Origin of the sequence: Streptococcus sp. V728, assembly GCF_052077995.1 — a bacterium.
GTDB lineage: Bacteria > Bacillota > Bacilli > Lactobacillales > Streptococcaceae > Streptococcus > Streptococcus infantis_B.
Genome location: NZ_JBQJJH010000001.1, coordinates 62,079 through 77,406 on the forward strand (window position 1 = coordinate 62,079; position 15,328 = coordinate 77,406).

Annotated in this window: 12 protein-coding genes; 9 read left to right on the top strand and 3 right to left on the bottom strand. The window is 41.1% G+C overall.

The features are described from left to right. Positions 1-62 precede the first annotated feature (62 nt). The 4 genes from ACTO1Y_RS00410 (at position 63) to ACTO1Y_RS00425 (ending at position 3,894) form a co-directional block, all read left to right on the top strand. Complete coding sequence (locus tag ACTO1Y_RS00410) at positions 63-821, top strand: threonine/serine exporter family protein (RefSeq protein WP_441347949.1); 759 nt, start codon at positions 63-65, stop codon at positions 819-821. A 1-nt stretch (position 822) separates the two neighbouring features. Beyond that, the gene (locus ACTO1Y_RS00415) at positions 823-1,272 is read left to right on the top strand and encodes a threonine/serine exporter family protein (protein WP_441347950.1); all 450 of its coding nucleotides are present in this window, start codon (positions 823-825) and stop codon (positions 1,270-1,272) included. Positions 1,273-1,447: 175 nt separating this feature from the next. Beyond that, entirely contained in the window at positions 1,448-2,620 is a 1,173-nt protein-coding gene (locus ACTO1Y_RS00420) for a hydroxymethylglutaryl-CoA synthase (protein ID WP_441347951.1), read from the top strand. Next, complete coding sequence (locus ACTO1Y_RS00425) at positions 2,620-3,894, top strand: hydroxymethylglutaryl-CoA reductase, degradative (protein WP_441347952.1); 1,275 nt, start codon at positions 2,620-2,622, stop codon at positions 3,892-3,894. Before ACTO1Y_RS00420 ends, ACTO1Y_RS00425 begins: the two co-directional genes overlap by 1 nt. Before the next feature lie 150 nt (positions 3,895-4,044). Here the strand turns inward: ACTO1Y_RS00425 and ACTO1Y_RS00430 are convergent, their stop codons facing one another. Both ACTO1Y_RS00430 and ACTO1Y_RS00435 read right to left on the bottom strand, forming a co-directional pair. Further along, positions 4,045-5,010, bottom strand: coding sequence for a LacI family DNA-binding transcriptional regulator (locus ACTO1Y_RS00430; RefSeq protein ID WP_441347953.1), 966 nt, complete (start codon positions 5,008-5,010; stop codon positions 4,045-4,047). Next, on the bottom strand, positions 4,991-6,445 hold the full coding sequence (locus ACTO1Y_RS00435; protein ID WP_441347954.1) for a sucrose-6-phosphate hydrolase: 1,455 nt from the start codon (positions 6,443-6,445) through the stop codon (positions 4,991-4,993). Before ACTO1Y_RS00435 ends, ACTO1Y_RS00430 begins: the two co-directional genes overlap by 20 nt. Before the next feature lie 364 nt (positions 6,446-6,809). Here ACTO1Y_RS00435 and ACTO1Y_RS00440 point away from each other — a divergent pair, with 364 nt between their 5' ends. Together ACTO1Y_RS00440 and scrK are read left to right on the top strand one after the other, a co-directional pair. Continuing rightward, positions 6,810-8,705, top strand: a complete 1,896-nt coding sequence (locus ACTO1Y_RS00440; protein ID WP_441347955.1) for a sucrose-specific PTS transporter subunit IIBC — start codon at positions 6,810-6,812, stop codon at positions 8,703-8,705. Positions 8,706-8,845: 140 nt separating this feature from the next. Beyond that, a complete protein-coding gene (gene scrK / locus ACTO1Y_RS00445) occupies positions 8,846-9,733 on the top strand; it encodes a fructokinase ScrK (RefSeq protein ID WP_006153462.1) in 888 nt (295 codons plus the stop codon). Positions 9,734-9,774: 41 nt separating this feature from the next. Here scrK and ACTO1Y_RS00450 read toward each other — a convergent pair whose 3' ends face one another. Further along, complete coding sequence (locus ACTO1Y_RS00450) at positions 9,775-10,965, bottom strand: cation diffusion facilitator family transporter (RefSeq protein WP_441347956.1); 1,191 nt, start codon at positions 10,963-10,965, stop codon at positions 9,775-9,777. Positions 10,966-11,235: 270 nt separating this feature from the next. Between ACTO1Y_RS00450 and ACTO1Y_RS00455 the strand changes: the two genes are divergently transcribed. From ACTO1Y_RS00455 to yaaA, 3 genes are all read left to right on the top strand, one after another. After that, on the top strand, positions 11,236-13,920 hold the full coding sequence (locus tag ACTO1Y_RS00455) for a cation-translocating P-type ATPase (protein ID WP_441347957.1): 2,685 nt from the start codon (positions 11,236-11,238) through the stop codon (positions 13,918-13,920). A gap of 106 nt (positions 13,921-14,026) precedes the next feature. Continuing rightward, complete coding sequence (locus ACTO1Y_RS00460; RefSeq protein ID WP_441347958.1) at positions 14,027-14,437, top strand: peptide deformylase; 411 nt, start codon at positions 14,027-14,029, stop codon at positions 14,435-14,437. Positions 14,438-14,482: 45 nt separating this feature from the next. Continuing rightward, positions 14,483-15,205: a peroxide stress protein YaaA gene (gene yaaA, locus ACTO1Y_RS00465; protein ID WP_441347959.1), complete on the top strand. Its 723-nt coding sequence runs from the start codon at positions 14,483-14,485 to the stop codon at positions 15,203-15,205. Positions 15,206-15,328: the final 123 nt, after the last annotated feature.

Consider the following 15,328-nt stretch of genomic DNA (forward strand, 5'->3'; position numbering starts at 1 on the left):
CAAAGATTTTTTTTCCTTCAAATTTATGATAAAATAGAAAGGAGTTTTAAAAGGAGGGGAACATGGACGAAGTCAAACAACTGAATGCAGTGATCGATGTCATTATGTTAGCAGGTACGATACTGCTTCGAAATGGATCTGAGATTTATCGTGTTGAAGATACCATGATTCGGATTGCTCATTCACAGGGCATTATGGATTGTAATGTTTTAGCCATGCCTGCAGCCATTTTTTTCTCCATTGAAAATACAAATATCTCTCGCATGAAGCGAGTAACATCTTCAGCTTATAATATTGAGAAGGTTTGTGATGTCAACCAGATTTCGCGCCAGATCGTATCGGGACAGCTTGATTTGGAAACGGCTTTTATGCAACTAAAGGAATTAAATACTAAGGCCTCTCCCTACACCAATGTTCAACTGACTGCTGCAGCTACCCTCAGTGCTCCCTTCTTCTCTATTATGTTTGGTGGGAATGTCTACGATGCCATCGGAGCAGGAGTGGCAACTTTATTTGCCTTTACTTTCTCTCTCTATGTAGAGAAGTTTATTCGTATTCCTTTTATGACAGCTTTTGCAGGTGCTCTTGTTTTTGGCTTGATTGCACAATTTTGGGCGCGCTATTCTGGATTGCCTTCTACAGCTGATTTGGTCATTGCAGGTGCGGTCATGCCATTTGTACCAGGAATTGCCCTGACTAATGCTGTTAGAGATATTATGACCAATCACATTAACTCTGGTATGAGCAAGATGTTTGAATCCTTGCTTGTTACCCTTGCCTTAGGGGCAGGCACCTCTGTCGCCCTCGTACTCATGAACTAATATGACTGTAACAACATTTTTATTGCAGGCTCTAGCTAGTCTGCTAGCAATTATCACTTTTTTAATCGTTTTAAACGTCCAACGTTCCATGCTGATTCCTGGTGGAGTTTTGGGAATGTCAATCTGGCTCCTCTATCTAATACTCAAGGAGCCAACTAATGTCATTTTAGCAACCTTTATTGCTGCGGTAATTGGTTCTTGTATCAGCCAGATTATGAGCATTATCTACAAAACACCAGCCGTTGTTTTTGCTTTAGCCATCTTAGCTCCACTAGTTCCAGGTTACCTGTCCTATCGAACAACTTCCTTCTTTGTGACAGGTGACTACGGTCATGCCATTTCTAGTGCCATGTTAGTCATGATGTTGGCTCTCGTTATTTCCATTGGAATGGCCAGTGGAACAGTTTTGTTGAAATTGTATCATTATCTCAAAAAGAATCGAGCTAGCTAAGACTCGATTTTTTATGGCTCTTCAGTTCAGTTTGTTAGAGTATCCTAAAATGAGATAAACTTTTAAAAAAGAACTTGATTTGGGGAATCAAGTCTTTTTTCGCTCATTTGATCTCAATTATGATAAAATAGAGATGAACGAATTTTTATAATGAATGATAAAAATAGAGGTAAATATGAAAATCGGTATTGATAAGATTGGTTTTGCAACCAGTCAATACGTTTTGAAATTACAAGATTTAGCAGAAACTCGAGGGATTGATTCTGAAAAATTGAGTAAAGGACTCCTTTTAAAAGAATTGAGTATCGCTCCTTTAACAGAGGATATTGTTACCTTGGCTGCTAGTGCAGGAAATTCTATCCTGACTGAAGAAGATAAGCAAGAGATTGATATGGTTATCGTAGCGACAGAGTCTGGGATTGACCAGAGTAAAGCTGCAGCAGTCTTTGTACACGGTTTGTTAGGAATCCAACCTTTTGCTCGTAGTTTTGAAATCAAGGAAGCTTGCTATGGTGCAACAGCGGCCCTTCACTATGCTAAGTTACATGTAGAAAATTCTCCTAAATCCAAGGTTTTAGTGCTGGCTAGCGATATTGCAAGATATGGTGTCGAAACTCCTGGAGAACCAACTCAAGGTGCAGGATGTGTTGCTATGTTGATTAGCCAAAATCCACGTGTGATGATTTTCAACAATGATAACGTTGCACAAACTCGTGACATCATGGACTTTTGGCGTCCAAACTATTCGACAACACCATTTGTAAATGGGGTTTACTCAACGCAACAATATCTTGATAGTTTAAAAACGACTTGGGAAGAGTATCAAAAGCGTTATGACTGTAACTTGGACGATTTTAAGGCTGTATGTTTCCATTTGCCTTATCCGAAGCTAGCTCTCAAGGGTTTGAAGAAAATTCTCGACAAATCCTTGCCTCAAGAGAAGAAGGACTTGCTTCAAAAGCACTTTGATGAATCTATTATTTATAGCCAAAAAGTTGGGAACATTTATACAGGTTCACTCTTCTTAGGTCTCTTGTCTCTTCTTGAAAATTCTGATAGCCTGAAAGCTGGAGATAAGATTGCCCTCTACAGCTATGGTAGTGGTGCTGTATCTGAGTTCTTTAGTGTAGAATTGGTTGAAGGCTATGAAAAACAATTGCAGCATAATCGCTTAGAGTTGCTAGACCAACGTCAAGCTTTGAGTGTTGCTGACTATGAACGAATGTTCTTTGAAGAAGCGAAATTGGATGAGTCTGGATCTGCAACGATGTCAGGTTATGAAGGGCAAGACTATGCCCTTGTTGAGATTGTAGACCACCAACGTCGCTACAGCAAGGTTGAAAAATAATGAAAAAAAATTGGAATGGATTTGCTAAAAAATCAATTCAAGAGCGTCTAGAGTTCGTTAAGTCTCAGGCGCTTACTTCTATCGAAGCCCAAGAAAGTCTTGAACAGAATGAAAATCTCAGTCTAGCAGTAGCTAACCAATTGAGTGAAAATGTGGTAGGAACCTTCTCACTTCCATACTCAATCGTTCCAGAAGTTCTGGTAAATGGTCAAGAATACACAGTTCCCTATGTGACCGAAGAGCCATCTGTTGTTGCTGCAGCTAGTTTTGCTAGTAAGATTATCAAACGTGCGGGTGGTTTTACTGCTCAGGTTCATCAACGCCAAATGATTGGTCAGGTAGCTCTTTATCAGGTTCCAGATAGGGATAAAGCTTGTCGGGCTATTCTGAGTCAAAAAGCAGAGCTACTCGAACAAGCAAACCAAGCCTATCCCTCCATTGTCAAACGGGGTGGTGGTGCTCGTGATTTAAAGGTTGAGAAAATTTCTGGTGAGACGGACTTTTTAGTAGTTTATCTCCATGTAGATACTCAGGAAGCCATGGGCGCCAATATGCTCAATACCATGCTTGAAGCTTTAAAACCTAGTCTAGAGGCTATTAGTCAAGGACAAAGCTTAATGGGGATCCTATCCAACTATGCCACAGATTCGTTAGTAACAGCAACTTGTCGGATTGCCTTTCGTTATTTGAGTCGCCAGAAGGATGAAGCGCGTGAACTGTCAGAAAAAATGGTATTAGCCAGTCAGTTTGCCCAAGCAGATCCTTATCGAGCAGCCACTCATAACAAGGGTATCTTTAATGGGATTGATGCTCTCTTGATTGCTACTGGAAATGATTGGCGTGCTATTGAAGCGGGAGCGCATGCCTATGCGAGCCATGATGGCGCCTATCGAGGTCTCAGTCGTTGGACTATGGATTTGAAAACAGAAGAGCTTATTGGAGAGATGACCATGCCGATGCCGGTTGCTACCAAGGGTGGATCAATTGGTCTCAATCCTCGAGTCGTGCTCAGCCATGAGTTGCTAGGTCATCCATCTGCCAAAGAATTGGCTCAAATTATCGTTTCGATTGGTCTTGCACAAAATTTTGCAGCCCTTAAGGCTTTGGTCAGTACAGGTATTCAGCATGGACACATGAAACTTCAGGCAAAATCGTTAGCGCTTTTAGCAGGTGCGACTGAGGCAGAAGTACCCAAGTTAGTAGAAAACTTGATTGCTGAAAAAACTTTTAATCTAGAAAAAGCACAGACTCTTTTGAAAAAATTAAGATCATAAGAAAAACTCAGACGAAACTAGTCTGAGTTTTTTGTTTATACTCAATGAAAATCAATGAACAAACTAGGAAGCTAGCCGCAGGTTGCTCAAAACACTGTTTTGAGGTTGTAGATGGAAGCTGACGTGGTTTGAAGAGATTTTCGAAGAGTATTAAATACTTTTACCTGGTAAGAGACTAACTGGTAAGAAATAACCAGTCGTGGCAACTTCTTTCCCCTCGATTTTTTGGAGTAGTAAATCAACTGTCAGGCGAGCAATTTCTTCCAAGGGTTGTTTAATGGTAGTAAGGTGAGGATAGAAATTCTCGATAAAATAAGTTCCGTCGTATCCAATAACCTTAAGTTGTTCTGGAACAGAAATACCAAGTTCCTGAGCAATCTTCATCACCAAGATGGCTGTCAAATCATCCGATGCGAAAATAGCATCTGGTTTTTGTTTGGTTAGGATAGTTTTGATTTCCATTTCCTTGCGGAGGGGTGAAAAGTCACTGGAAATATTGATGATGGGAGCTTTTGGGAAGATAGAAGCAAAGCCTGCATGACGAAGTCCAGTTGGTGAGTTGGAGTTGTCATTACCTGTAATCATAATGACCGACTTGGCTCCAGTTTTCGCTAAAGTTTGAGCTGCAAGGACTCCACCAGCATAGTTATCAGAGGAAACGACAGGAATGTCCGGTGATAGGTTACGGTCAAAAGAGATGATTGGAGCCGTTACGCGATTGTAGTCTTCAATTCCCAAGTTATGACTACCAGAGATGATTCCATCCACTTGGTTGGCTTCTAGCATTTCAAGATACTCACGTTCTTTTTCCGAATCGTGCTCACTGTTGCAGATGATCGTCTTGTAGCCTTTTTTGAAGAGTTCGTGTTCCAATTTGTCAATTAACTCTGCATAGAAAACATGGCTGATTTTTGGGAAAATCAAACCGATTAACTTTGCTGATTTCCCTTGAAGACTTCGAGCTAAGTTATTGGGTTTATAGCCCAGCTCACGCATAGCATCATTAACCTTTTGAATGGTTTTTTCTGACAGATAGCCTTTTTTATTGATGACACGTGAAACAGTAGTAGGGCTGACGCCAGCTAATTTTGCGACATCAGTTAGTTTTGCGACCATATTCTAATTCGTAGTATGTTCCAGTTGGGTTTCCAGATTTAATCACGATTCCATTTTGGTTCTCATGTGGGAAGACACGACCAGAAAATACTTTTTCTCCTTTATTAATGAAAATTTCAAAGACTGAATTATCGATGAAGATATTTACGGTAGTAGTTTGGTTATCAATTGGACATGAGCGAGTAGTTCCAAATTCTTGAGCGTATTGCTCACCTGCCTGACTGCGGTCAACGGTTACTTGGCCATTGACAAGATCAAAGTTGATCGAGAGTCCTTTGCCGTCTTTATCAGCAAGAAGGATGATTTCACTTTGACTATTAGCCTCTAAGTTCAGTTCAAGTTCGTAGGTGTTCTTAGTTTCAGAACGATTTGAAAATTCCTTTTTTGAAGCACGGAGTTCCTTGATGGCTGCTACAGGATACTGATAGAGTTTGCCATCTTTAATGGTTAATTCTTTGACCAATGAGAAAGTTCCTTGGTGATCAAAGCGATCAGATGGATAAGACACATCTGGTAAACCAAGCCAACTTACTGCTAAGGCACGTCCATCAGGAGCGTTGAAGGCCTGAGTAGCATAGGCTTCGAAACCATAGTCTAGATTGTGTAGTTCAGACACATCTACCATACGTGCATTTTCAGGATCGAAGGAAGCACCAATTTTATACATATTTGGATAGATATTGTCATAGTCAAGAACCTTTTTATCCAAACCTTGTGGGCAGTAGAGAAGGACAGGTTGTTCTCCGACAAAGACAAGATTTGGGCACTCCATCATATAGGCAGTGCGGTCATTGTTGAAGTCCAAATCACCAACTTCTTGCCAGTTTGTATAATCATTATCGATAGCTTTGTAGAGACGGACGAATCCTTTTTTCTTTAAGTCTTGTCCACCAACGATTGCGTAGTATTGTCCTTTAAAGTTAAAAATCTGTGGATCGCGGAAGTGGTCAGTAGCATCAGCAGGCTGATCAATCAAGATTTTATCAATCTTTTTAATATTTCCATCCTTATCCATCAAGGCACCAATCTGATAAGGGTGGCGAACCCAGTTTTCATCACGGACATTTCCTGTATAGAATAGAAACAATTGATCACCAAACTGCATAGCAGATCCAGAGTAAGCACCGTGGCTATCAAGTGGAGTATCAGGTAAGATTTTTACACCTGTTTCAGTAAAGTGAACCAAGTCGTCACTTTCAAGCTGAACCCAAGATTTCAATCCATGAGCTGCACCAAAGGGGAAGTTTTGGTAAAAGACAACCCACTTGCCATCAAAGTAAGAAAAACCATTTGGGTCGTTAAGGAGCCCTTCCTTTGGTTCTATATGATAGCTGACATGCCATGGGGATTGTGCCATCTTTTCTTGGATTTCTTTTCTTTCTTCTTGAGTCCAATCTTCATAACGTCTGTAACGACGTTCAGTAGTCCATTCCATTTATATTCCCTCCATAAATTCTACTATCTTTATAGTAAACGTTTCCTTTTAAAAAAGCAAGTCTTTTATCATAAAATTAAGAAAAAAATGTCAAACGATTGACAGAAACAGATTGAAGGATTTTATGAAAATAAATGAAAAAATGAAAGAATTTGCAAAAAAATCTTTAAAAACATCACAATAATAGATAAAATATTGCTTGTTTTATTTCAAAAACATCAAAAACAATCAAAAAATTCAAAATGCTAAAATTTTTTCTGCAAAACGCTTGACATATTTTAAAAACATGATAGAATTATATGCGTAGGGCGGATAAAATCGCTTTCAAACATTTTACAAATTTTTTATAAGGAGATTTTTACAAATGACGAATACAGAAATTGCAAAAAAAGTCATCGAAGCCTTAGGTGGAAGTGAGAACGTTAACAGTGTTGCGCACTGTGCGACTCGCCTTCGCGTTATGGTTAAAGATGAAGCGAAAATTAACAAAGATGCTATCGAGAGCTTGGAAAAAGTTCAAGGTGCTTTCTTTAACTCAGGTCAATACCAAATCATCTTTGGTACTGGTACAGTAAACAAGATGTACGATGAAGTCGTAGCCCTTGGTTTGCCAACTTCAACAAAAGCTGAAATGAAAGCAGAAGCTGCTAAACAAGGAAATTGGTTCCAACGTGCCATCCGTACTTTCGGTGACGTCTTCGTTCCAATCATTCCAGTTATCGTAGCAACTGGTCTCTTCATGGGTGTTCGTGGTCTCTTGACTGCTCTTGGAATGACACTTCCAGAAGATGTGACAACTTATACTCAGATCTTGACAGACACTGCCTTTATTATCTTGCCAGGTTTGGTTGTTTGGTCAACTTTCCGTGTATTCGGTGGTAACCCAGCTGTTGGTATCGTTCTTGGTATGATGCTCGTTTCTGGTTCACTTCCAAATGCCTGGGCTGTTGCGTCTGGTGGTGAAGTAACTGCAATGCAGTTCTTCGGATTTATCCCAGTTGTAGGTTTGCAAGGTTCAGTTCTTCCAGCCTTCATCATCGGGGTTGTCGGAGCTAAGTTTGAAAAAGCAGTTCGTAAGGTTGTTCCAGATGTACTTGACCTCTTGGTAACACCGTTTGTAACACTCCTTGTAATGTCAATCCTTGGATTGTTTGTTATCGGACCAGTCTTCCACGTTGTTGAAAACTACATTCTCATTGGAACAAAAGCTATTCTTAACTTGCCATTCGGACTTGGTGGTTTCTTGATTGGTGGAGTTCACCAATTAATCGTCGTATCAGGTGTTCACCACATCTTCAACTTGCTTGAAGTTCAATTGCTTGCTGCTGACCATGTTAACCCATTCAACGCTATCATTACTGCAGCTATGACTGCTCAAGGTGCTGCGACAGTAGCCGTTGGTGTGAAAACTAAAAATCCTAAACTTAAAACACTTGCTTTCCCAGCTGCTCTTTCTGCCTTCCTAGGTATTACTGAGCCTGCTATCTTCGGGGTTAACTTGCGTTTCCGTAAGCCATTCTTCCTTTCATTGATTGCTGGTGCAATCGGTGGTGGATTGGCATCTATCCTTGGACTTGCTGGTACTGGTAATGGTATCACAATCATCCCTGGTACAATGCTTTACATTGGTAACGGACAACTTCTACAATACCTTCTTATGGTAGCTGTATCATTTGCACTTGGTTTCGCTCTTACTTACATGTTTGGTTATGAAGATGAAGTGGAAGAAGCTGCAGGTGCTATTACTGAAGCTGAAACTGACCGTTTAACAGAAGAAGCAGTAACTGGTAATCTTGTTGCACCTAGCGAAGGTGTCATCCAAACTCCAATCGTTGGTGATGTTGTTCCTCTTTCAAATGTGAATGACCCAGTATTCTCAAGTGGAGCTATGGGACAAGGTATCGCCGTGAAACCTAGCCAAGATGTTGTTTATGCACCAGCTGATGCTGAAGTAACAATCGTCTTCCCAACTGGCCATGCTTATGGATTGAGAACAGCTAACGGTGCTGAAATCTTAATTCACGTTGGTATCGACACTGTTTCAATGAACGGTGAAGGCTTCAACCATAAAGTTGCCCAAGGTGACAAGGTTAAAGCTGGAGATGTTCTTGGAACATTTGACTCAGCTAAGATTGCTGCTGCAGGTCTTGATAACACAACTATGGTTATCGTAACAAACACTGCAGACTTTGCTTCAGTAAATCCAGTTGCTTCTGGATCAGTTGCTAAGGGTGACGCAATCATCGAAGTTAAAGCTTAATAAATCAAAAAAACGAACAAATGTCATGTTTGTTCGTTTTTGCTTGAATGATTAAATTTACAGAGAAAAAACTAAAATATAGAGTAATTTTCCTTATGGGAATATGCTATAATAGAGAAAATAAATACAAGAGGTTTATCATGACAAAACTATACGGAAGTTTGGAAGCAGGCGGTACAAAATTTGTCTGTGCTGTCGGAGATGAAAACTATAATGTTGTAGAAAAGGTACAATTTCCTACAACAACACCTATTGAAACAATCGATAAAACCATTGAGTTCTTCTCAAAATTCGACAATCTTGCAGGACTTGCCATTGGTTCATTTGGTCCAATCGATATCGATAAAAATTCAAAAACTTACGGATTTATCACAACAACTCCAAAACCTAACTGGGCAAATGTAGACTTACTTGGTGCCCTTCGTCGCGCTCTAAACGTGCCTATGTATTTCACGACAGACGTAAACAGTTCTGCATACGGTGAAGTGGTTGCTCGTAATAATGCCGGCGGTCGTATCGAAAACTTGGTTTATTACACAATCGGTACAGGTATCGGTGCAGGTGTTATCCAACGTGGCGAGTTTATTGGCGGTGTTGGTCACCCTGAGATGGGTCATTATTATGTGGCTAGACACCCAATGGATATTGAAAAAGAATTTAAAGGTGTTTGTCCTTTCCATAATGGATGTTTGGAAGGTTATGCAGCTGGTCCAAGTTTGGAAGCTCGTACAGGTGTTCGTGGGGAAAACATTGAACTCAACAACTCTGTCTGGGATGTTCAAGCCTACTACATTGCTCAAGCTGCAGTGAATGCGACTGTAACTTTCCGTCCAGATGTCATCGTCTTTGGTGGTGGGGTTATGGCTCAACAACATATGCTTGACCGTGTGCGTGAGAAATTCACATCCTTGCTCAATGGTTACCTACCAGTTCCGGATGTGCGTGACTATATCGTGACTCCAGCTGTTGCTGGTAATGGTTCAGCTACACTTGGAAACTTCGTTCTTGCTAAGAGCGTAGCAAAATAAGTATAAAAAAATGAGGTCGGGATTTGTCCCGGCCTCTTTCTTTAGTCTTTTTCAATCTTCGTTTCCTGATGGAATATATTTTGCCAAGTTTCATGTCTGCGCCAGATACTGGTATGAATGGTATCGCCGACTTGGTAGCGGATGAGTTTAGTCTTTTGACTGATGGACGTTAGATGAAGTTCCTTGATAGCAGAGGTCAATTCTTTTTCCGCCTTATAGGCTCCCTTGTCTAGTTCTTGTCCGTCTTGGCGGATATAAATGAAGTCTTCAGCCAGTAACTCTTCCAGTTGATTTCCTTGGTCGATTAGTTGCTCTCTCATGAGCAATTTTTTATAGACATTATCAAGAATTTCATCTTCAGGGATTGGGGCTGGTTCGATATGAATGTCAGTATCAAAGACACCAAATCGTTCTGATAACATGGATTCGACCTGGTCCGCAATTTCATGACTCTCATAAACAGAGAGATCTGGGTTCATCTCGAGAGTGATGTCCAGATAAATATTGCTTCCGTAGGTACGACCGCGTTGTGATTTAACCTTGCTAATCTTAGGAATTTCCATGATAGCTTTTTGGTAATCTTCCAGCAAGTGCTCATCAAAGCCGTCAGAAAGACTGAAGGATGACTCAATAAAAATGTCATAAGCAGTTTTAAGGATAAAGAAGGTGATGATAATCGCGACCAACTTATCCACGATTGGATAGTTGAAGCTACTAGCCAGGATAGCAATAGAAGTTCCAAGAGATGTTACGGCATCTGATAGATTGTCCTTTGCTGCAGCCTTGAGGGCCTTGGATTTAGACTGTTTGCTCAGATGGGTATTGTAGAGATAAACAGCAAACATGATGATGGCAGAGATGACTCCCAGAGTCGCCCCAAGTGGGTCAATCACAGTTTCTTCACGACTGATAATCTTTTGAATCGTATCGCGTAGAACGTCAAAACCAACGTAAAACATGATGATGGAAGTGATAAGACTTGCCAAGTCCTCGATTTTCCAGTGACCGAAGCGATGGTCCCTGTCTGCCGGTTGGCGAGCCAAACGAATCCCGATTAGAAGGGCAACATTTCCAACGATATCTGAAACGTTGTTAAAACCATCAGCCACCAAACTGGATGAATGGAGGAGGTGTCCGGTCGCTAGCTTGGCTGCAGACAAGAAAAGATAAGTCAAAATGCTGATAATGGCACCACGCTCAGCTAATTTTAAGTTTGAAACCGATTGATTCATCTAACTCCCCTTCTAGCATTTTAGTATTCTTTCATTATACTGGTTTTCCAAGGAAATTTCAAATGGAGGAGAACGAGTAACCCCACCTCAAGACTTGAAAAGTTTTGAAATTCTGATATAATAGAACTACTCAAGGGAGTAGCTGGCGGTTAACCGCGATAGTGTCGTCATTACGAATTATTTCCGGCACTATATTAAACAGCGAGACTTGTTTTTTTAAAAAACAGGTCTCTTTTTTTGTAAAAAGAGGCCAAAAAGGAGGAGACTGTTTTGTCAAAAGAACAAAATAAAGATTTGTTTTACACGCAATCTTCTGAGGAAGTCCTAAAGAACTTGGACTCATCTGTCGAAGGTTTGTCAACTGCCCAGGCTCAAGAACGCTTAGCGACTTATGGTCGTAATGAGTTGGAAGAGGGAGAGAAACGTAGCCTACTAGCTAAATTCCTTGATCAATTTAAGGATTTGATGATTATCATCTTGCTTGCGGCAGCGGCACTTTCTGTGATTACAGAAGGAATGGACGGTCTAACGGATGCCATTATCATCTTGGCCGTAGTTGTCTTGAATGCTGCCTTTGGTGTTTACCAAGAAGGGCAAGCAGAAGCAGCCATTGAAGCTCTGAAAAATATGTCTAGCCCGATGGCTCGTGTTCGTCGTGATGGTCATGTTATTGAGATTGACTCGAAAGAATTGGTACCTGGAGATATCGTCTTGCTTGAAGCAGGAGATGTAGTTCCTGCAGATATGCGCTTGCTTGAAGCGGCGTCTCTTAAAATCGAAGAAGCAGCTCTTACAGGGGAGTCTGTGCCAGTAGAAAAAGATGTGACAGGACTTGTTGAAGCAGATGCTGGTATTGGGGACCGCGTTAATATGGGTTACCAAAACTCAAACGTAACATACGGTCGTGGGATTGGTGTCGTAACAAACACTGGTATGTATACAGAAGTTGGTAAGATTGCGGATATGTTGGCTAATGCCGATGAGACAGAAACACCATTGAAGCAAAGCTTGGAACAATTATCTAAAGCCTTGACTTACTTAATCGTTGTGATTGCGATTATCACTTTCTTAGTTGGTGTATTCGTTCGTGGTGAACATCCGTTGGAAGGCTTGATGGTTGCGGTTGCTCTTGCGGTTGCTGCGATTCCAGAAGGACTCCCTGCCATTGTTACTATCGTTCTCTCTTTGGGAACTACAACTCTTGCTAAACGTAATTCAATCGTTCGTAAATTGCCAGCCGTTGAAACACTTGGTTCAACAGAAATCATCGCATCTGATAAAACAGGTACCTTGACTATGAACCAAATGACTGTTGAGAAGGTCTACACCAACGGTCAATTGCAAAGCTCAGCAGCTGAGATTGCTGCAAACAACAATACTCTTCGTATCATGAACTTTGCCAATGATACCAAGGTGGACCCATCTGGCAAGTTGATTGGAGATCCAACGGAGACAGCTCTTGTTCAGTTTGGTTTGGACCACAATTTTGACGTTCGTGAAGTCTTGAAGGATGAGCCTCGTGTGGCTGAATTGCCATTTGACTCTGATCGTAAACTCATGTCTACCATCCACAAGGAAGCAGATGGTTCATACTTTATCGCTGTCAAGGGTGCGCCTGACCAATTGCTCAAACGTGTGACACGTATTGAAGTCAATGGGGAAGTTCGCCCTATCACAGAAGAAGACAAGAAAGCTATTCTTGCTACCAACAAAGACTTGGCTAAACAAGCCCTTCGTGTCTTGATGATGGCTTATAAGACAAGCAAGGAAATCCCAACCTTGGAATCTGAAATTGTTGAGTCTGACCTCATCTTCTCTGGTTTGGTCGGCATGATTGACCCTGAGCGTCCAGAAGCAGCAGAAGCTGTTCGTGTCGCTAAGGAAGCAGGTATCCGTCCGATCATGATCACGGGTGACCACCAAGATACAGCTGAAGCCATTGCCAAACGTCTTGGAATCATCGATCCAAATGATACAGAAGACCACGTCTTTACAGGGGCTGAGTTGAACGAACTCTCTGATGAAGAATTCCAAAAAGTCTTCAAGCAATACTCTGTTTACGCTCGTGTATCACCTGAACACAAGGTTCGTATCGTGAAAGCATGGCAAAAAGAAGGTAAAGTTGTTGCCATGACAGGTGATGGAGTCAATGATGCACCATCACTTAAGACAGCTGATATCGGTATCGGTATGGGGATTACTGGTACGGAGGTTTCTAAGGGAGCTTCTGATATGGTCCTTGCTGATGACAACTTCGCAACCATTATCGTAGCAGTTGAAGAAGGACGTAAGGTCTTCTCAAATATCCAAAAATCAATCCAATACCTCCTGTCTGCCAATATGGCTGAAGTCTTCACTATTTTCTTTGCAACCCTCTTCGGTTGGGATGTGTTACAACCAGTGCATCTTCTTTGGATTAACTTGGTAACAGATACGCTACCAGCCATCGCTCTTGGTGTTGAACCAGCTGAGCCAGGCGTTATGACCCACAAACCTCGTGGTCGTCAGTCAAACTTTTTTGACGGTGGTGTCTTCGGAGCAATCATTTATCAAGGGATCTTCCAAACCATGCTCGTTTTAGGTGTTTATGGTTGGGCTCTTCTCTTCCCAGAGCACCAAAGTCATACTGAAATCCATGCGGATGCCCTTACCATGGCTTTTGCAACTCTCGGTTTGATCCAATTGCTCCATGCCTTTAACGTTAAGTCGGTTTACCAATCTATCTTTAAAGTGGGACTCTTTACGAACAAGACATTTAACTGGTCTATCCCAGTTGCATTCGTACTCTTTGTGGTGACGATTTTAGTTCCTGGATTTAATAATCTCTTCCACGTGTCACATTTGAGTTTGACTCAATGGATGGTGGTTGCTGTAGGAGCGCTTATGATTGTAGTCCTTGTTGAGATTGTCAAAGCAGTTCAACGAGCACTTGGAAAAGATAAAAACGCTATTTAAACATTGAAAAGTCATCTTCGGATGGCTTTTTTGCTTTTATATATGATAAATTGACAAAGATTTTGTGCTATAATCAAGTAGAATGATAAAGGTGGAGGAATAGTAGTTGGAAAAGAAAATTGTAAAAGATATGATGTTTTTATCGCAAGTATCCCAGCCTGCGAGTCAAGAGGATTTGCCTCTAGCAAAGGATTTGCAAGATACCTTGCTGGCAAATCGTGAAACCTGTGTTGGATTAGCAGCTAATATGATTGGGGTGCAAAAACGTGTCATTATTTTTAATATCGGCATGATTCCTATAGTTATGTTTAATCCCGTTCTCAAGTCTTTTGAAGGACCTTACAAGACAGAGGAAGGGTGTTTGTCTTTGACAGGTGTAAGACCGACAACTCGGTATGAAAAGATTACCGTATCCTATAGAGATATTCATTGGCAAGAGCAGACCATTACCCTGACAGGCTTTCCTGCTCAGATTTGTCAGCATGAACTAGATCATTTGGAAGGGATTATCATATAGGCTTAAATCCTTGGTAGTCCTAAAAAAATATGCTACACTAACACTATGAAAATTCTGATCCCAACTGCAAAAGAAATGAACACCGAAATCCCAAGTTTAGAGGCAAAACCATTGCGCCCTGAAAGTCAGGCAGCGCTGGATGAATTGGCAAGATATTCTGCCCAAGAGCTGGAGAATTTTTACAAAATATCCGCCGAAAAAGCGCAAGAGGAATATGACCATATCCAGGCCTTGAAAAATGGGACTGCGACAAATTATCCAGCTTTGCACCTCTTTGATGGACTCATGTATCGCAACATCAAACGGGACAATCTAACCCAAGCGGAGCAGGCTTATCTCGAGGAACACCTCATGATAACGTCAGCTCTCTATGGTGTAATCCCAGCCTTTGAGCCAATTGCACCTCACAGACTGGATTTTTTAATGAAGCTAAAAGTCGCTGGAAAAAGCCTGAAAAGTCACTGGCAGGTAGCTTATGAGGAGTCAATGAAAGACCAGGACTTAATCTTTTCTCTCTTGTCTTCGGAGTTTGAAACTGTCTTTCCTAAAGAAATCCGTGAAAAGATGGTGACCTTCAAGTTCATGGAAGACAAAGATGGAAAACTAAAAATCCACTCAACTATTTCTAAAAAAGCCAGAGGAGCCTTCTTAACAGCCTTGATGGAAGGTCAGGTCACTTCGGTTGAAGAGATTAAAAAACTCAGCTTTGCGGATTTCAATTATCGAGAAGACTTGTCTAGTGACAAGGAATTGGCTTTTGTGAAATAGATAGAAAATAGAGTCTGTCCTAAATTGTATCAGGGCAGGCTTTTTGTGATTTGGTGCTCCTATTTTTAGTTTAGAATGGTAGGAATTTTCGTACAATTTTGGTATAATAGGACTATTAGAAAA